This window comes from Larkinella sp. (assembly GCF_965227735.1).
Classification (GTDB): Bacteria; Bacteroidota; Bacteroidia; order Cytophagales; family Spirosomataceae; genus Larkinella.
On sequence record NZ_OZ245776.1, the window covers coordinates 4533360 to 4551295 of the forward strand.

Genomic DNA, 17936 nt, shown 5'->3' on the forward strand with positions numbered 1-17936 from the left:
GTTTTTAGCCCCCTTTAGGGGGTTGGGGGCAATTCTTTTTACGCTAACCAGTTGGGCAACCATCGCCCAGCCGCTCCAGCGGTACACGTTCGACCGGGGACTGTTTGGTACCGAATTCCGGCAAATTTTTTACGCGTCCAACGACAGCGTTGCGCAATACGTACGCCGGGCGGTCGATGCCCGGATGGATTCGCTCAATGTCGTCATGAGTGATTACCTGGACGGGAGTGAAATCAACCGGCTGTCAGCCACGGCGGGTTCGGGTCAATGGGTGGCGGTTTCCCCGGATTTGTTCGATATCCTCAGCCGGGCGGTTGCCATTGCCAAAGCCTCCGACGGATTGTTCGATCCCACAGTTGGGCCGCTGTCGCAACTCTGGCGCCGGGCTGTTCGACGCAAAATCTTTCCCACAAAACCGGAACTCCGAAAAGCGCACCAACGGGTCGATTACCGGTTGATCGAATTAAAAAAACCGGGCTTTGTGCGGTTGAAAAAACCGGGTATGCGGCTGGATGTGGGCGGGATTGGCCAGGGTTACGCCAATGACGAAGGGCTGAAAGTGCTTCAACAGTTGGGCATCAAATCGGCTTTGCTGGATATTGGGGGCGATATTCTGTTGAGTGACCCACCACCGGGCGAACGTGGCTGGCGGATTCTGATCGGGACTGCTGCCGATACGACGACCTTGCTGCTCCGCCACGTAGGCATCACGACTTCGGGCGCCACGCACCGGTATCTCGACCACAATGACAGGCGGTATTCGCACCTGATGAATCCGCGGACGGGGCTGGGACTGCTTTACCACGCCCAGACGACGGTTTTAGCACCCAACGGCACACAGGCCGATGCGCTCACCAAAGTTTTCAGTGTGGCAGGAATTCGGAAAAGCAAGCGGCTGATAAAGCGGTTTCCGGGCGTAACCGTCTGGATGTCGGAAGAACGAAATGGGAAACTAAAAAAATGGAGTTCAGTTACTTCGACGTCGCCATCACCATTTTGATGTTCAGTTTGGCCCCGGTTTGCAGCACATCAACCAGATCCTGAACGGCCAGGGTTTTGTCGACCCGCACCACAATCGTTGGTTCTGCCACATCCTTCAACACCGATTTCAGTTCCATCTCCAGGTTTTCGGGCGCAATAGGCGTTTTATCGATGAAATACTGCTTCTGACCATCGACCGACAACGTCACCTGTTTCTTGCTCAATTGCTGTGAAGAGGCCGCTTTGGGAAGCAGCAGCTTGATGACGTTGGGATTCGCTACCGTCGAGATGATCAAAAAGAACAACAGCAGGAAAAACATGATGTCGTTCAGGGAGGAGGTGGCCACCTCGGCGGCAAACTTATGTTTTCTTCGGAATTTCATTATTGGAGAGGAAAGACAAGAGACAAGAGATAAAAGACCGTACCCTACGTTGTCTTTACTCTCTTGTCTATTCTCTCTTGTCTGGTTAAAACTTATCTAACTCTGGCGGCCTCGGTCGGTTTTTGCAACACTTCCATGAATTCGAACGAGTTGATTTCCAGCTTCAGCGTGAATTTTTCAATGAACATGCTCAGTAGGTGGTAGCCCGTGTAGGCAATGACCCCGACGATCAGACCGGCACCGGAGGTGATCATTTTTTCGTATAGACCACCGGCGATGATACCGACACTGATGTTGTCAGACAACGAAATATCGTAGAAAATCCGGATAATCCCCGAAATGGTACCGATGAAACCCAGCATCGGCGCAATACCGGCAATAATCCCCAGATAGCCCAGGTTCTTCTCCAGACGCGACAACTCGATTTGTCCGACGGTTTCCAGCGTTCCTTCGATTTCCCGGATTGGCGAACCAATGCGGCCAACAGCTTTTTCAAAAATCCGTCCGATGGAATTCCGCTGGTTTTTGCAGAATGATTCGGCGGATTTGATATTGCCCTGCAAAACCATGTCTTTCACATTGTCGATGAAATTATCGTCGACCTTCGTGTTGCTGCGAATGAACAGCCAGCGTTCGATAATCATGTACAAGGCGAAAAAAAACAGGAGAGAGATCGGAATCATGACCCAGCCCCCTTTGGCGACCAGATCGAATAATTGCATGCTTTGGGCCGGGGCTACTGCCGTGGAATCGACGGCCGGAGCACCAGCCGTTGGAACTTGTAATAGAATCATGTGCGCTATGAATCAGATAAATCGGTTTTACGGGTTGCAATGGACCGGAGCCGGGCAAACGTCTTCGTTTTCAACGTCCTCCCCGCCGGATTTATTGTCTTCAAACCCTGTCAGCGGTCGGAGACCCTGACAGCGGTTTAGTAGTCTTTTCCCAAAGCGGTTTAGTACGTATTATGCTATGACGAAACCAAAACCCTGTCAGCGGTCGAAGACCCTGCTAAGGTTTGCGACGATTGTTCAAATATAACGAAACAATAAGCAGAATAGTCAGAAAAGTTACTGACTAGACCTTAATCAAAATCTTGCCGTGCCGGCCAGCCTGTTCGCTGTGTTCAACGGCTTTTTTAATTTCCGAAAGTGGATATGTCGCTTCAACCGGCACCTGAATCTGACCACCAACGAGCAGCGTAATCACGTTGCGGGCCACGGTCTGCCGCGTCTGGCTATCGACCCGACGCATCCAGTCGGTAAGCCAGAAGCCTTTAATGGTCAGTTCCCGGAAAATCATCAGGCCCACATTGAAAGACGGATTTTGCATGCTCAACACGCCGTAGAGGATCATGGTGCCACCTTTCGCCAGACATTTCAGCGCGTCGGAAGCCGTGTTGCCGCCCACCGCTTCCAGAACACAGGTCACGCCCTTGCCTTCGGTGAGGGCTTTGACCCGGCTGGTCAGTTTCTCTTTTTCCGTATTGACGATGGCCGTGATGCCCAAGGCTTTTAGCTCGTCATTTAGCTCGTTGTGCCGAACCGTACCGATGGTTTGAATGCCTTTGAGTTTACACAACTGAATCACGAGTTTGCTAAACGACGATCCGGCGGCTGTCAGCAACACCCATTGCCCCGCCTGAAGACCCGACTCTTCGAGCATGGCGTAGGCCGAAAACGGATTGACAAACAACTGGGCGGCCACCTCATCCGAGAGAGCGTCCGGCACCGGAATCAGACTGCGCTGGTTGGCCAGCACATACTCCGACCAGGCCCCAATGGCCGTAAAACTCACCCGAATGCCGGTGCGCATCGTAACGCCTTCTCCCAGCGCATCGACAATGCCAACGCCTTCGAAACCCGCGCCCGAGGGCAATTCGGGCTGAATACCGTACAGATTCTGCACGAACATCAGATCCGAAGGGTTGATCGGGCTGGCGATGACTTTGATCCGGACTTCACCTGGACCGGGTTCGGGCAGGAAAGTATCGATGACCTGAAGTGTGTCGGCAGGTTTTCCGATGGTTGAGAAATTGACCGTCTGCATGGATACAATAAAAGCAATGGTGTGCGAAATATCACTTATTCGACAAAAGTACAATGCATTCGGTAGTTACTGACGGGATAATAGGTCAGAATGAACAAACTTTCTATTTTTGCGGCACAATGCCGACCGGTTCTCACCGGCAACTAACCAACAGAAACCGATCTTATGAGTGAATTCTGGGCTTATCTCCAATTGGGCTTTGCGCACATTACCGATCCGGGTGGTTACGACCACATTTTGTTTGTCGTAGCTTTGTGTGCTGTTTACAGCCTGAACCAGTGGAAACAAACCCTGATTCTCGTAACGGCTTTTACCATTGGCCATTCCCTCACACTGGCGCTGGCTACCCTGCAACTCATCAACTACAGCACGGAGTTGATCGAATTGCTGATCCCGGTGACGATCCTGATTACGGCCATCAGTAATTTTTTCTTCAAAGTCCCCAAAAGCCGGTTTAATGAACAGCCCAAACAACCCCGGGGGCGGTATGTACTGGCGCTGCTGTTTGGCCTGATTCACGGAATGGGTTTTTCCAATTACCTCAGGAGTTTGCTGGGGCAGCAATCCAGCATCGTAAAACCGTTGTTCGCGTTTAATATCGGACTGGAATTTGGCCAGATTTTTATTGTGCTTGGCGTGTTGACCATTGCCTTTGTCCTCATCGAAATCCTCAAAGTCCGTCGGCACGACTGGAACCTGATTGTCTCCGGTGTCGTCGCCGGAATGGCGCTCTCCCTGATCATCAACAACCCGTATTTCGCCTGATCGAACTGGACCGTCAATCCGCCAGGCGCTGGTTTCCATGCGTTTTTACGTGAATGTGAACTAGGAAAATAACAGGGACAAATAGAAACTTTAGTAGCATTGCGGCTCCCGGCAACCGTTCAATAGATATTGTTTGGCGGTTTTTAGTAACTTCATAGCCATATTCATCTACAAATTATATTCTGATACCTAACTATGAAGTTGAGATTCTCCCTGTTGGTTGCGGGATTGACTGCAATAGTATTTGGTGCAGAGGCTCAGGCGCCATCTACACCGACCTATAAGGCCAACGATCGTTTTGAACAAATGGGCTCGATGTTACCCACGCCCAACACCTTTCGCACGGCTTCAGGCTCACCGGGCCGCGATTTCTTCCAGAACCGGGCCGACTACGATATTAAAGTTGAACTCGATGATGCCAATCAAAAGATCATCGGATCGGAAGTGGTGACGTATTTCAACCACTCGCCCGACGAATTGAAATACATCTGGCTGCAACTGGAGCAAAATTATTTCGAAAAAGGATCAATCGGGGGCATTACGCGAACCGGTGGCGTCAGTGAAACGGGAATGTCAGCGGCTTCTCTGGGAACCCTGGCATCAACGGCTGGACGGGGACGTGGCCAGACGCTCAATCGGGATTATGGCTATAAAATTACCGCCGTAAAAGACAAAGCCGGTAAGCCCCTGAAATATACCATCAATCAGACCATGATGCGGATCGACCTGCCAGCTCCGCTGAAACCGGGTCAGAATTTCGTGTTTGCTGTCGACTGGAATTACCTCATCACCGAATATTACGGTCGGAGCGGCTACGAATATTTCCCGAAAGACGGTAACTACAACTACTTCATCGCCCACTGGTTTCCGCGTCTGGCGGCTTACGACGACGTGAACGGCTGGCAACACAAGCAGTTTCTGGGACAGGGCGAGTTTACCCTGATCTTCGGCAATTACAAAGTAGCCATCACCGTTCCGAACGACCACGTTGTGGCAGCATCGGGCGAGTGCCAGAACTACAAACAGGTGCTGACGCCCACCCAAAGCCAGCGGTTGCAAAAAGCCGCCAACTCCAAAACGCCCGTTGTGATCGTAACACAAACCGAAGCCGTAGCGGCTGAAAAAGCCAAACCGACCGGCAAGAAAACCTGGATTTACAAAGCCGACAACGTCCGGGATTTCGCCTTTGCCTCGTCGCGCAAATTCATCTGGGATGCCATGCAAACCGACGTCTATGGCGATGGGAAGAAAATCTGGAGCATGTCCTTTTATCCCAAAGAAGGCAATCCGCTCTGGGAACAATATTCGACGCGGGCCGTGGAGCATACCTTGAAATCATACGGAAACCGTACCTTCAAATACCCGTATCCGGTCGCCATTTCGTGCCACGGAACCGCCGGAGGGGGCATGGAATACCCGATGATCAGCTTCAACGGCGGTCGGCCCGAACCCGACGGAACGTATTCCGAAGCGGTGAAAGCCGGGATGATTGGGGTAATTATTCACGAAGTGGGTCATAATTTCTTCCCGATGATCGTCAACTCCGACGAGCGGCAGTGGGCGTGGATGGACGAAGGACTGAACACCTTCTGCCAGTATCTGGCTGAAAAAGAATGGGATTATAAGTTCCCGACCCGGCGCGGAGAACCCCAGCAAATTGTCGATTACATGAAATCCGACAAATCAGTGCTGTCGCCCATCATGACCTCGTCCGAAAACGTGATCAGTCTGGGACCCAACGCCTACGCCAAACCGGCCACGGCGCTGAACATTCTGCGCGAAACCGTCATGGGCCGCGAACTGTTCGACTATGCTTTCAAAGAGTATGCCAATCGCTGGGCCTTCAAAAACCCAAGCCCGGCGGATTTCTTCCGGACGATGGAAGATGCTTCCGGCGTCGATCTGGATTGGTTCTGGAAAGGCTGGTTCTACGGCGTCGAACCCGTCGATCAGGATCTGGTCGAAGTCGACTGGTTTACGCTCAACACCCAGAATCCCGAAATTGAAAAAGCCCTGGCCCGCTCCGAAGCCGAAGCGAGAGCCAACACCATGAGCAAGATTCGCGACGCGGCTACGAAAGACCAAAGCGTGGTGGCGAAGGACTCGACCATGCGCGATTTCTACAACAGCTACGACCCGTTTGCGGTGACGGATGCCGACAAAAAGAAATACCAGGATTACTTGGCGTCGCTCAGCGACGAGGAGCGCAAAACGCTTGAATCGAAGAACAACTTTTATACGCTGACGCTGAAGAACAAGGGCGGTTTGCCGATGCCGGTGATCATTCGGATGCAGTTTGAGGACGGTACGGACTCGGTGGCACGGTTTCCGGCGGAGATCTGGCGGTTCAACGATGCGCAGATCAACAAGGTGATTGCGACCAGCAAGAAGGTGACGCAGTGGACGCTCGATCCGTTTCAGGAAATTGCCGACATCGATGGCGAGAATAATTCGTTCCCGAGGGTTTCGAAGCCGACGCGTTTCCAGCTTTACAAACAGCAACGCAGTCCATTTGCGCCACAGGGACCGAATCCGATGCAGCAACAGCAGCAGACCACGCAACCACCAGCCCGGCAGGGAGGAGCCAATAAGAACTAAGCGGAATACGGAACCATGCGATTGCTCCGGGGAATTTAGAGGTAAATCAAGATTCTTTCGGCGCAATTCATTTGTTCAGTATTCATTATTCATTAAGTTTGCACCCGATTCGGGATGTAGCACAGCCAGGTAGTGTACTTGCATGGGGTGCAAGGGGTCGTGGGTTCGAATCCCGCCATCCCGACTGGCCAAAGGGCAAATCAGAAGAGTTTCTGATTTGCCCTTTTTTTATGCTTTTCTATACCCGTCAGGTTTTGAAAACCTGACGGGTATGGAAAAGCATCAGGTGGCCTGAACCTGTTTGGACGTGTTTCGTTTCAGGAATAATGCACAGAGCAAAGAGACAACCAAACCAACCGGAATCACTTCTGAATAGGTTAATAAAACAACCCAAACCGGGTTTTTATACATCTCCTTATACGATTGCATTTCGTCGGCCTGCTTCGCCAATTCTGCCGATGTGGCACCTTCCAGTCGGGCTTCTTTTAAAACATGAGCGGTGTATCGATCCATGAAATCCGGTATGAAAACATAATAATCAATTAACCATACCACGACATATATCGTTGAGGCAATCAAGGTAATGTAAAGGCCAATTTTGAAGGCTTTTCCGAACGAAATAACACCGCCGTTATAATTATCCCGAAAGTTTTTAACCCCAACAAAAATAAGGGAGAAAGCCAGAACCATCGAAGCATACCCCAATACCATGTTGCTTTCGAAAGCCTGTGTGTGGTAGCATACCGCCGTGGTCGTTACCATCATGGCGGTGATGATCAAACCGGCGATGAATCCACAGACCAGAATGATTTTTTTCATAGCGATTGCGTTTAGTGTTGTCCGGTACAAAATTGGACAGGTCCACCCGTTCCAGGCTCATCCTTTCGGGTGATTTTCTGAAAGAGCAGCACATTCATGCTTAAGGGGGAGGTCGGTCAGGGAATCAGGCTGAGTCGTTTCGCTTTTTCAATCGCCTGCGTTCGGCGTTTAACGTCCAGTTTTTCAAGCACTTTTGATGAGTGGGTTTTAACGGTATTCAAAGAAACAAACAGACGCGATGCAATTTCCTGATTACTCAGTCCCTCGGCGATCAATTGCAGCACTTCCAGTTCGCGGTTACTCAAACCGACTTTCATCAGCTCAGCTTCATTTATACTAAACCCGGAAGCTTGAACATAAACGGATTTTTCGACAACGACGGTTTCTATTTTAGGATTAATTAATTTCAGAGCCAGCCAGATTCCCAGGCCTGTAAACAAAATAGCAATCGCACCAATATAAATTTCAAACGTATGGTTAATAACTAGCAATCGCATTTCGAGCCATTTTAAAGAAAACAGCAGCAACGCCAGCGAAATGCCATACAACAGAATGAGTTTATTTTGCTTTATAAAATTCACCATGAATCAAAGGAAAGATAAATCATCTCTTTCATTTACAAGTCTTTATTTTTCGGCAAAAACCGCTTCATAATGTGCTGAAGGATCGAAAATGCCCGCGCTTTGTTCATAAAATGAGGCATCGGTGAGGTAAACGCCTTTTTGGGTCCGGGTCCAGGAAGCGTTGGCTTTGGGGTGATAACCCATCATGGTGTTCCAGTTTTTGTAATACTGGTGACCGTTGGTTTCCTGCAAACCGACCGTCATGCCGGGAAAAGGCGGCAGCCGGGCCGCAACGGACTTGTTCCAGTCGACCAGAATCGGGTTAACCGTCAGGTCAGCACAGAAGCAGGGAATCTTCTTCTCATACGCCAACTGCGTGATTTTCATCGTCATGCTGAGCGTTTTGGCAATCGCTTTCACGGCAATGGCCGAGTAGCCCTGCTCAATCCGGCGGGCGGCATCTTCCACGGTATGCGCACTTTCGTCGGCGGCAACCCGCACGCCCAGATCCCCGACAAATACGTCATTATTCTCCTCAAACGGCTCTTCAATCACCGCAATCTGATCGAAAGCGCCGATTTTTTTGGCGTGATCCAGAAACCGGAGCAGCGTTTCCTTCTTTTCGTAACGGCCGTTGGCGTCGAAGTAATACGGTATTTTGCCGGTTTTGGTATACGGCGTTTCGTAATGCCCGATGGCTTTGTGAACTGCCGTCAGAAAAGCAATGTCTTTTTCAATCATTTCCGACTGCGTTCCGGCCGAACCGGTTTTCAGCTTCATGATAAAATAACCTTCGTCGGCGGCTGTCTTGATTCGTTCGGCAGTAGTGCCCACGCTGAACGACGGAATGCTGGCGACCTTCGTATGCCGGTGTGACAAACCCGGTCTATAAGCCGCCGGAATCATGTCGTCGAAGCGGGCCATTTTATTCTCCTGCGCATACAACAGCCAGGCGGCATTGTCGACACTGACCAAGGCGTTCAGGGCGAAGGTTTTGCGCAAATCGGGGTTGCGGGTGATCTGTTTGCCATAGGCCAGGACGTCGGGCAGAACGGTATCCAGCAAGTCGACCGGCGTGGTAAACGAGGTGCCCTTGATGAGTTGCAAAGCCCGCTCAGTCATCGCATACATCAGGGCGTTGCCGGCGCTTTCGGAGTGAGCGGCAAACACGCTGGAATCCGACCAGAGCACGCCCTGTGTTCCGAGACCGATTTTGCGAATACCGGAATCCGATTCCAGCAGCGAAATCGCCTGCCAGCTATCCGTAATGGCACTTCCCTTGAACCGGTAGGGATTCAGCGGTTCCCGCTCAAAATTAGAATTGACGTTCTTAATTTTGATCGTTGCCAACGGTTTTTTTGAAGCTTCTGATTTCAGCGAAAAATCAGCTAGTCCAGCGGTCACTAGTGCGCTTGTTCGTTCAACAAATTCCCGGCGATTCATAGTTTAGTAGGGTTTACAGTTTACGGTTTTCAGTTTACGGTGGCTGACGCACGAAGAGCAACGCATCAGCCACCGTAAACTGAAAACCGTAAACCTTCATGCGGTCATTTTCTCAAAAAGCTGCCGCTGCTCAATCAGGGAAGCGACTTTATCCGCCGGATTGGTGTGGCATTCGAGCAGAATCCAGCCTTTGTAATTCATTTTGGCGAACCAGTCCAGCAATTGCTGATACGGATACGTCGGATCGTTGAATTCGCGGACGTGGACCGTGTCACCAAATCGGTGTTTTACCAGATTGAAATTGTATTCCAGGCCTTTTCCGTTGAAATCCTGCTTGTTACTGTTCCAGCAAACCGTGGCGTTGCGGTTCGGCGCGTGGTCCATGATGGTTTTGATGTTCGGCAATTCCTGGGTTTCGTTACCGTGGACTTCCAGCCGGAGTTGTTGCCCCAAATCAGCCGCATACTTCGCCAGTTCGTTCAGTGATTGCCCAATCTGGGCCAGCGTTTTTTCGGTCGGAACGTCTTTGTGTAGCGCGTTGGGTTTTACTTTGACGCCCGAACCGCCCACATCGGCACTGAGTCGAATGAACTCCTTGGTTCGCTCGATGGATTGTTTCAACTGGTTTTGATCCGGATAATCGTATTGCTGGTTTGTTCCCAATCCCACGATCTGAACCGGGCTGTCGGCAAATTTCTTTTTCACTTCCAGCCGTTCGGCCGCCGACAGGTTTGGCATCACACCGTGGGCGTGTTCCACCCGCAATTCGGCCCCGGTAATTCCAGCCGTCGTACAGTTTTTGATCAGGGTCGGAACGTCCCAGTCTTTTCCCCACAAGTAGGTGACCATCCCGAGTTTCATCTTCGATTTTTTCCAGTCGGGCGAAGCGAAGGCGGTTCCCGGAAGCAGGGCGACGCCAGCGAACAGCGAAAGATCCTCAATAAAGGTTTTTCGGGTTATTTTTTTCATGGGAGAAGTGGTTTAGGTATTTGCCCCCAACCCCCTGAAGTGGGCTCAAAAAATCCGGGTTTTTAAGCTCACTTCAGGGGGTTGGGGCATTATTTAAAACCCAATCGAATTACCACCATCGACGGGCAACGAGGCACCCGTAATGTACCGGGCGGCTTCGGACGACAGAAAGACGGCGGCATTTCCAATGTCTTCCGGTTTCCCAAAATGCCCCATCGGTGTTCGGCGCATGGCACGGTCGCGACGGTCGGGATCACCGCCCATCGCTTTTTTGCTCATTTCGGTTTCAATAAAACCCGGCGCGATGGCATTGACCCGAACGTTGTGTGGTGAAAATTCCGACGCCAGCACTTTCACCATGCCCTCGACTCCTGATTTGGAAGCCGCATAGGCCACCACGCGGTCGATGCCGTAATAGGCCGCCATCGACGAAATCATCAGAATGGAACCGCTGCGCCGAGGCACCATTCGCCGGGCGCAGGCCCGGGTGAGCGCAAAAACCGCATTCAGATTAGTCTGAATAATCCGGTTGAAATCCTCGTCCGTCACTTCCAGCGCCGGTTTTTTCAGGTTGATACCCGCATTGTTCACCAGAATGTCGATGGGCGCGAGCGTGGCTTCAATCTGTTCGACCAACGCATCCAGCGCGGTTAGTTCGGATACGTCGTTGACGAAATAATGAGCGGTTTTGCCCAGTTTCTCAACGGCTTCCCGCAACGGTTCTTCCCGTCGTCCGGTGATGACCACCGTGGCTCCGGCCTGCACCATGCAGCGGGCAATGTCAAAGCCGATGCCGGTTCCTCCGCCCGTAATCAGCGCCAGTTTTCCGGTTAACGAAAATACACTTTGATTAGGTTGATTCTCTGTTGTTTGCACGTGATTATTCGTAGTTAAATGGCTAGCACTTTCGCTTTTTGCCCCTAAATCCCCTAAAGGGGACTTGGACGCAGCTTAATCCGGATGCAAAAAGTCCGGCAGCGGCCAACCGTCCTTTAGGGGATTTAGGGGCAAAAAGCGAAAGTGTATGAATTATCAGACGTAAGTCCTAATGGCATCAGCGTAACTGATAAATATTCACTAATTCTTTGACTTCCTGCAACGTTCGCTCCGGTTTTTTGAATGGGGCCGTAATAGGCTGTTTCGCAAATTCCTGGAGATACAACACCCAGGCATCGCGCCACCAGACGGCTTCTTTCTGCTGGGTCGCCAGCCGACCGGCAACACTGGCAAACGTCTCGGGATCAATGTCTTTTTTGACCGACGCCCACTGTTTTTGCATCGCGCCCACAGAATCGGCGCCGGTATAAAACCGGGTACAAAGTTCATCCCAGAGCGTCCGGCCAGTGCTTAGCTTTTTTGTCCACGCAACGTGGTGAAACCAGAGCAAATAGGGAAGTGGGCAGGTTTCCGGATTACTCCACTGGCGTTGCACTTCGGGGCGGTATTGGGCCAAAGCGTTGCTGCCGGTTGTGGTGCGGTCAAAGCCCAGGCCGACGGAATCGGCGCGGTGGTAATAAACCGCCGTCCAGTCGGGGCGTGAACTGCGGTTTTGCCAGGGTTCCGGCGCAAAGTGAACGCCCGTCCAGGGCCGCGAAAGGCCGAGGGGCGTGTTGTAATTGACGTAAATCTCCCGCGACTTGAGCAGCAAATCCGTAACGGTTTTTACCGATTGCGGCTCAGTCGTCAACGTCATTTTTACCCACTCATTTGCAAGAGCTTCTGCGGAAAGCGTATGATCCCAGGCCAGCCGCCCGAAGGCATACCAGTTGGCCTGCGCCAGCGGATGCCCCGTCCAGTTTCGGTCGGAACCCGTATTGGCCACCCCGGCAATGGCGGTCATCTTATACGCATGAAGACTTCCATCGATGACCTTCGCGACGGTTGAGCCTTTGCCGCTCACATACGTATCCGAATCCAGACACTCCTTGAAAATTGGGGCTTCGTAGACCAGATGGGTCGCAAAGCCGAGGTATTCCTGCGTGAGCTGAAATTCCATACCCAGGGGTGTTTTGGGCATCATGCCGAAAATCGGCGAAAACGGCTCGCGGGGCTGGAAATCAATCGGCCCGTTTTTGACCTGAACAATCACGTTTTTCTCAAATTGGCCGTCCAGCGGCTTGAATTCGTCATAAGCCGCTTTGAAACGGTCGGCTTTCCCGTCGGCTTTGTAGACAAACGCCCGCCAGATCACAGTGCCCTTGTGCGGAGCCAGGGCCTTGGCGAGCATGTTGGCCCCATCGGCGTGGTTGCGACCATAATCCTGCGGGCCGGGTTGTCCTTCCGAGTTCGCCTTGACCAGAAAACCGCCAAAATCCGGGATGGATTTATAAATCTCATTCACTTTATCGACCCACCACTGGTTCACTTCGGGGTCGAGCGGATCGGCGGTTTTTAAGCCTCCGATGGTTTTTGGGGCCGGGAAATAAACAGAGAGATAAATCTTAATTCCATAGGGGCGGAAGACATTGGCCAGCGCAGCCACTTTCTGCAAATATTCAGCCGTCAGAAACCGGGAACTGGCATTGACGTTGTTGACGACGGTTCCATTGATGCCAATCGACGCATTGGCGCGGGCATATTCCCGGTAGCGCGGGTCGATGCGTTCGGGCAGTTCATACCATTTCCAGAGCGACTCCCCGGCATAGCCCCGTTCGATGGAAGCATCCGTATTGTCCCAGTGATTCAGCATCCGGTGCTGGATTTTCGGACTGCTGGTCAACGACAGTTGGGCGATGGACTGCCGGGTTTGCAGGTGACGCAGCAAGGCGAAAGTGCCGTACAGAACCCCGGAACCAGTTTTTCCGGTAATGGTGATGGTAGTCTGGCGGTTTAGAATCTGATAACCTTCGTCATTGACAAACTGTAAATTCGGGTCAGAAGCCAGTACGATTCCGCCGGTTTTGCCTCCGGCACTGGGAACGATTGGTACGGTTTTTCCCAGTAATCCCTGCAAACCGGTTTGCAATTCTTCGGCGGCTGTTTTCAAAACCGGACTGGTGCTGTTCAGAACGATAAACTGCGCGGAACGGGCGTAGGCTGCTCGTTGCCCGGCGTCTTTGATCAGGTCGTATTTCAGCCACAACCGGTAACCATCGTCGGCTCTGCAAAGCGTGGAGAATAATAAGAGGAAAATGATCTTGTAATTCATGGTTTAAGAATTGTTTCACAGAGTTAATCAGAGAAAATCAGAGGTACGCAGAGGCTCCGATTAACTCTGATTTTCTCTGATTAACTCTGTGAAATAATTTAATTTTTATCCTCCAGTGATCGCACAATCCCTAACTCAAGACCCCTCAATTCAGCCAATCCGCGCAGTCGGCCAATCGCCGAATAACCCGGATAGGTTTTTTTGTGCAAATCGTCAAGCATCTGGTGGCCGTGATCCGGGCGCATGGGAATCTCGGTTACGCCCACTTCGGTTTTTGCCCGCCGTTGCTGCTCCAGCACAATTTCTTTCACCACGGCATACATATCAACGTCGCCCGCCAGGTGGTCGGCTTCGTGAAAATTGCGCGGGTTTTCTTCTCGCTTCGTTGTTCGTAAATGGATAAAATGAATCCGGTTGCCAAACCGCCGGATCATGCCCGGCAGGTCGTTATCCGGGCGAATGCCCAATGAACCGGTACAGAACGTAATGCCGTTGGCCGTCACGTCGGAAGCCGCCATCAACTGCGCCAGATCCGCTTCGGTGCTCACGACGCGGGGCAGTCCCAGCAGCGGCCTCGGCGGATCGTCGGGGTGAATGCATAGGTTGATGCCGATGGATTCGGCCACCGGCGCCACTTCCCGGATAAAGTAGTAGAGATTTTCCCGTAGTTCGCGGTCACCAATCGCAGCGTATTCGTCCAGCAAGCCCTGAAACGTAGCCAGCGTAAACGCTTCTTCGGAACCGGGCAAACCGAGCAGAACGATGTTACTCAATTCGGTAATTTGTTCCGGCGTCATTTGGGCAAATTTCGCCCGGGCCGCCTGAATTACTTCCGGTTCGTAGTCGATTTCAGCACCCGGCCGTTGCAGAATGCACAGATCAAAAACCGCAAAATCTTCCCACACAAACCGCAACGCCCGCGACCCGTCGGGCATTTCGTAGCTCAGGTTGGTGCGTGACCAGTCCAGAACCGGCATAAAATTGTAGCAAACCGTTTTGATGCCCACAGCCGCCAGATTGTGCAGCGACTGTTTGTAGGTATCGATAAAATGGGTTCGGGTGGGGCGGCCCTTTTTGATGTCTTCGTGAACCGGCAGGCTCTCCACCACCGCCCAAAGCAGGGACGAATACCGCCCGTTGTCGGCTTCGATAAGCTGTTTTCGTTTTTCGATTTCTCCCACCGGCCAGACATCGCCGACCGGAATCTGGTGCAGTGCCGTCACGATGCCACTGCAACCAGCCTGACGAATGTCCATCAGCGAAACCGGATCGTGCGGCCCGAACCACCGCATGGTTTGTTGCATTCCCATTTCTTGAACTCGTGTTTATTTTAGCCTAACCCCTATAGTTACTGGAGGAGTTTTTTGAACTCGTGTTAAGCCTGTGTCCTGCCCCTTTAGGGGTCTGGGGCAAAAGCTATTTAAAATACTTTTTGGCAAATTCCAGAAAAACCGGCCAGTCGGGCAAATCGGTGTGGCCTCCTTCGTGGTTGAGGAAAGCCAGATCGCCCGAAACGAGCGCAACATCCGGTTTGGGCATTGCGGTAGTCCCGATGCCTTTTTTACCCAGCAAGTGATACACCGGGCTGGCGGCCACGCAGGCCAGAAATTCGCCGTGTGGATCGGCCCACTGGTCCTTGGTTCCGCCGGTGATGAAAACCGGGCGGGGTGCCACGAGTGCGATCAGGTCGTGCGCATCTACGGGCATGGCCTGCCAGTTTCCACCGTATTTCAGGAAGTTGCCAGCCATCCAGTGGTATAAACCCGAACTGGCTACGTTGTCGATCGTTTCGCCAAAATTTCGTTTTTCGAGCGAAGTTCCCATCGAGCCGGAACAGGTCGTGAACACAATTGCCCAGCGCGAATCCAGCGCTCCCGCCAGCAAGGCGGTTTTGCCCCAGCGCGAATGGCCCTGAATACCAATCTGTTTGGCATTGATCGCTTTCTCGGTTTCAAAATAATCGAACGCCCGACTCAGCCCCCAGCACCAGGCCGACAAAACGCCCCAGTCGTCCGGTTTTCGGTCTTTTCCTTTGTTCATCAGCCCAATGATGCCTTCGTGCAAACCGGCCCCGCTGTCCATCTGAATGTCGCCGGTATTGACTTTGGCGTAGGCCCAGCCGGTCGACAAAACCATATCCATCGCCGTCGGCCCGGTAGGTGTCGGCCCCGTAAAATTACTTCCCGCAACGACCATCAGCGGCACCGGGCCGGCAGCATTCGCCGGAAGGTAAAGCGTAATGGTAATGCCCGGTTTCGCATTCGGATACCCGGAATTGTCGATATGCCCGACGATTGTTTTTTTGACGGCTTTCCCGTTCAGGGCATTCGCTTCGGTGCTTATCACTTCAAATGTCACTTTGGGCGTATTCGCGGGTGTTTTTCCGACCACCTCCGTCAAATAATCGGACAGAATTTCCGGACGGCGTTGGTTCCACCACGCGGCTGCGTTCCTGACGGGTTTGCCGTTTTTCAGCACCAGCGGATCGGGCAATTTATACGAATTGGCAAGGGCTTCGTCGTAATTCGTCCAGTTTCCCCAACCCGAGCGGGTGTGCGTATTGCCTGCTTCGTCGTACCAGTTGGTGGACCCCGCCCGTTGTTTAAGGTGCTGGGGTCGTTTTGGGTCGTCGGCGGGTGGAGGCAGTTGCGGTAGTTTCAACTGGAGCGCATCCATCATTTTCTGCCAGTCTTCCTGAGCGGCCGCGCGCATTTTCGCCATATACGCCGTTCGTTCTTCCGGCGTCATTTTCTGAAAATCCGGACTTTGGGCGATTACCGTTCTACTGACTAAAAACGAGATCAGCAGAAACGCGAAACTTGCGCGGAAAGGGTGGCAAGAAAAGATGCGGTTTTTCATGCGTTATACAAAGAAAGGTACGTCTTTCGGAGCGTATTTTTTCATACCTGCTTCGTTGATTTCGACACCGATACCCGGTTTTTCGGACAGCGGAATAAAACCGTCTTTGACCATTGGCCCGTCGAAGGTGACGATTTCCTTGAACATCGGATCTTCGTGGAAATAAATCTGCCATTCCAGAATCATGAAATTGGGCACTGATGCGCAAACGTGACTGGACGCCATTGCGCCCAGATACGATGCCACCATGTGGGGCGCAAACGGCACGTAATACAGGTTGGCCAGGTTGGCAATGCGCTGACCCTCGCCCAGACCACCGGCTTTCTGCAAATCGGGCATGATGATGTCCACCGCGCCAATTTCCAGCATCCGCCGGAAACCGTGGGCCAGATAGTGGTTTTCTCCCGCGCAAATGGGCGTGCTGGTCGATTCGGAAATGATCTTGTAGGCGTCGACGTTTTCGGCCGGAATTGGTTCTTCCAGAAACATCAGGTTCAGCGGTTCCATCATTTTGGCCACCCGTTTGCCCGTTGTCATGTCATACCGCCCGTGCATATCGACGCAAATGTCGATCTTGGGACCCACGGCTTTGCGAACGGCGGCAATCTGGTTATACATCCGCTCCAGTTCGCCGGGGCTGGCGGTCCAGTTATAGCGGTCGTATTTGTTAGGATCACCGGCCTCGTCGATGTCGTATTTTACGGCGTTAAAGCCCATCTTGACCGCTTCGACGGCACTTTGCGCAAAATTGTTCGTGCTTTTATCCGTATCCCGGTAGGTTCCTGTGTCGCAATAGACCCGGATTCGATCCCGGTATTTACCGCCTAACAATTGGTAAACGGGCAGTCCGAGGGCTTTTCCGGCCAGATCCCACAGGGCGGTTTCGACGGCGGATAAAACCGCGATGAACATCCCGGCCTGAGCACCTTCAAAAAAACCGGATCGGCGGATGTCTTCAAATAACCGGTTTACATTCAGTGGACTTTTGCCCTTGATGCGCTCGGCCATCAGTTTCACCAGGTGGTAGGTTCCGGGCGTGGCATCGACGCCTTCCCCGCAACCCCAGATACCCTGGTTGGTGTGAATTTTGACAAACAGGCTGTGTCCACCGCGAATGAAACCGCATTTAATGTCGGTAATTTTCAGATCGGAGGGCGCTGAGGACATCGGGGTTCGCTCAATGGCGGTTTCCAGGCCGTTGCCGTAGCTGGCGGTGGCGGCAAACACACTGGCGATGGCACTTTTCGTCAGGAAAGATCTTCGTGAGGTCATGGGCGTTTAGGATGGGGGTTGTTACACAGAGTTAATCAAAGAGGATCAGAGTTTATCAGAGAAAAAATTAATAAACTCTGTGTACCC

15 protein-coding genes and 1 tRNA gene are annotated in these 17936 nt (G+C 52.2%); 4 read left to right on the forward strand and 12 right to left on the reverse strand.

What is annotated here, in order from left to right:
• The first annotated feature begins 22 nt into the window (after positions 1 to 22).
• Complete coding sequence (locus tag ACO064_RS17755; protein WP_421828582.1) at positions 23 to 1000, forward strand: FAD:protein FMN transferase; 978 nt, start codon at positions 23 to 25, stop codon at positions 998 to 1000.
• On the opposite strand, the gene ACO064_RS17760 is transcribed toward ACO064_RS17755, so the two are convergent.
• From ACO064_RS17760 to ACO064_RS17770, 3 genes are all read right to left on the reverse strand, one after another.
• Positions 972 to 1364, reverse strand: a complete 393-nt coding sequence (locus ACO064_RS17760; RefSeq protein ID WP_114404336.1) for an ExbD/TolR family protein — start codon at positions 1362 to 1364, stop codon at positions 972 to 974. The genes ACO064_RS17755 and ACO064_RS17760 overlap by 29 nt on opposite strands.
• A gap of 92 nt (positions 1365 to 1456) precedes the next feature.
• Complete coding sequence (locus ACO064_RS17765; RefSeq protein ID WP_421828583.1) at positions 1457 to 2158, reverse strand: MotA/TolQ/ExbB proton channel family protein; 702 nt, start codon at positions 2156 to 2158, stop codon at positions 1457 to 1459.
• A 283-nt stretch (positions 2159 to 2441) separates the two neighbouring features.
• Positions 2442 to 3413, reverse strand: a complete 972-nt coding sequence (locus ACO064_RS17770; protein ID WP_421828584.1) for a zinc-dependent alcohol dehydrogenase family protein — start codon at positions 3411 to 3413, stop codon at positions 2442 to 2444.
• 165 nt (positions 3414 to 3578) lie between these two features.
• On the opposite strand from ACO064_RS17770, the gene ACO064_RS17775 reads away from it, so the two are divergent.
• From ACO064_RS17775 to ACO064_RS17785, 3 genes are all read left to right on the forward strand, one after another.
• On the forward strand, positions 3579 to 4178 hold the full coding sequence (locus ACO064_RS17775) for a HupE/UreJ family protein (protein WP_421828585.1): 600 nt from the start codon (positions 3579 to 3581) through the stop codon (positions 4176 to 4178).
• 195 nt (positions 4179 to 4373) lie between these two features.
• A complete protein-coding gene (locus tag ACO064_RS17780; protein WP_421828586.1) occupies positions 4374 to 6776 on the forward strand; it encodes a M1 family metallopeptidase in 2403 nt (800 codons plus the stop codon).
• Positions 6777 to 6886: 110 nt separating this feature from the next.
• Positions 6887 to 6960 (forward strand) — tRNA-Pro (locus tag ACO064_RS17785).
• A gap of 98 nt (positions 6961 to 7058) precedes the next feature.
• On the opposite strand, the gene ACO064_RS17790 is transcribed toward ACO064_RS17785, so the two are convergent.
• The 9 genes from ACO064_RS17790 to ACO064_RS17830 form a co-directional block, all read right to left on the reverse strand.
• Positions 7059 to 7595 carry a DUF4199 domain-containing protein gene (locus ACO064_RS17790; RefSeq protein WP_421828587.1) on the reverse strand — a complete coding sequence of 179 codons (537 nt, stop codon included), beginning with the start codon at positions 7593 to 7595 and terminating at the stop codon, positions 7059 to 7061.
• A gap of 116 nt (positions 7596 to 7711) precedes the next feature.
• On the reverse strand, positions 7712 to 8179 hold the full coding sequence (locus tag ACO064_RS17795) for a LuxR C-terminal-related transcriptional regulator (RefSeq protein ID WP_421828588.1): 468 nt from the start codon (positions 8177 to 8179) through the stop codon (positions 7712 to 7714).
• A gap of 42 nt (positions 8180 to 8221) precedes the next feature.
• Positions 8222 to 9601: an enolase C-terminal domain-like protein gene (locus ACO064_RS17800; protein ID WP_421828589.1), complete on the reverse strand. Its 1380-nt coding sequence runs from the start codon at positions 9599 to 9601 to the stop codon at positions 8222 to 8224.
• A gap of 96 nt (positions 9602 to 9697) precedes the next feature.
• A complete protein-coding gene (locus tag ACO064_RS17805; protein WP_421828590.1) occupies positions 9698 to 10570 on the reverse strand; it encodes a sugar phosphate isomerase/epimerase family protein in 873 nt (290 codons plus the stop codon).
• Between the two features lie 93 nt (positions 10571 to 10663).
• A complete protein-coding gene (locus ACO064_RS17810) occupies positions 10664 to 11446 on the reverse strand; it encodes an SDR family NAD(P)-dependent oxidoreductase (protein ID WP_421828591.1) in 783 nt (260 codons plus the stop codon).
• Between the two features lie 178 nt (positions 11447 to 11624).
• Entirely contained in the window at positions 11625 to 13718 is a 2094-nt protein-coding gene (locus ACO064_RS17815) for an alpha-glucuronidase family glycosyl hydrolase (RefSeq protein WP_421828592.1), read from the reverse strand.
• 98 nt (positions 13719 to 13816) lie between these two features.
• Complete coding sequence (gene uxuA, locus ACO064_RS17820; RefSeq protein ID WP_421828593.1) at positions 13817 to 15028, reverse strand: mannonate dehydratase; 1212 nt, start codon at positions 15026 to 15028, stop codon at positions 13817 to 13819.
• 106 nt (positions 15029 to 15134) lie between these two features.
• Entirely contained in the window at positions 15135 to 16577 is a 1443-nt protein-coding gene (locus tag ACO064_RS17825; protein ID WP_421828594.1) for an acetylxylan esterase, read from the reverse strand.
• Between the two features lie 3 nt (positions 16578 to 16580).
• Positions 16581 to 17849: a mandelate racemase/muconate lactonizing enzyme family protein gene (locus ACO064_RS17830; protein WP_421828595.1), complete on the reverse strand. Its 1269-nt coding sequence runs from the start codon at positions 17847 to 17849 to the stop codon at positions 16581 to 16583.
• Positions 17850 to 17936: the final 87 nt, after the last annotated feature.

What these genes read in the sequence shown, in the direction of transcription:
- ACO064_RS17760 (WP_114404336.1), bottom strand. Translation starts at nt 1,364, where the DNA reads ATGAAATTCCGAAGAAAACATAAGTTTGCCGCCGAGGTGGCCACCTCC.
- ACO064_RS17765 (WP_421828583.1), bottom strand. Translation starts at nt 2,158, where the DNA reads ATGATTCTATTACAAGTTCCAACGGCTGGTGCTCCGGCCGTCGATTCC.
- ACO064_RS17770 (WP_421828584.1), bottom strand. Translation starts at nt 3,413, where the DNA reads ATGCAGACGGTCAATTTCTCAACCATCGGAAAACCTGCCGACACACTT.
- ACO064_RS17775 (WP_421828585.1), top strand. Translation starts at nt 3,579, where the DNA reads ATGAGTGAATTCTGGGCTTATCTCCAATTGGGCTTTGCGCACATTACC.
- ACO064_RS17780 (WP_421828586.1), top strand. Translation starts at nt 4,374, where the DNA reads ATGAAGTTGAGATTCTCCCTGTTGGTTGCGGGATTGACTGCAATAGTA.
- ACO064_RS17790 (WP_421828587.1), bottom strand. Translation starts at nt 7,595, where the DNA reads ATGAAAAAAATCATTCTGGTCTGTGGATTCATCGCCGGTTTGATCATC.
- ACO064_RS17795 (WP_421828588.1), bottom strand. Translation starts at nt 8,179, where the DNA reads ATGGTGAATTTTATAAAGCAAAATAAACTCATTCTGTTGTATGGCATT.
- ACO064_RS17800 (WP_421828589.1), bottom strand. Translation starts at nt 9,601, where the DNA reads ATGAATCGCCGGGAATTTGTTGAACGAACAAGCGCACTAGTGACCGCT.
- ACO064_RS17805 (WP_421828590.1), bottom strand. Translation starts at nt 10,570, where the DNA reads ATGAAAAAAATAACCCGAAAAACCTTTATTGAGGATCTTTCGCTGTTC.
- ACO064_RS17815 (WP_421828592.1), bottom strand. Translation starts at nt 13,718, where the DNA reads ATGAATTACAAGATCATTTTCCTCTTATTATTCTCCACGCTTTGCAGA.
- uxuA (WP_421828593.1), bottom strand. Translation starts at nt 15,028, where the DNA reads ATGGGAATGCAACAAACCATGCGGTGGTTCGGGCCGCACGATCCGGTT.
- ACO064_RS17825 (WP_421828594.1), bottom strand. Translation starts at nt 16,577, where the DNA reads ATGAAAAACCGCATCTTTTCTTGCCACCCTTTCCGCGCAAGTTTCGCG.
- ACO064_RS17830 (WP_421828595.1), bottom strand. Translation starts at nt 17,849, where the DNA reads ATGACCTCACGAAGATCTTTCCTGACGAAAAGTGCCATCGCCAGTGTG.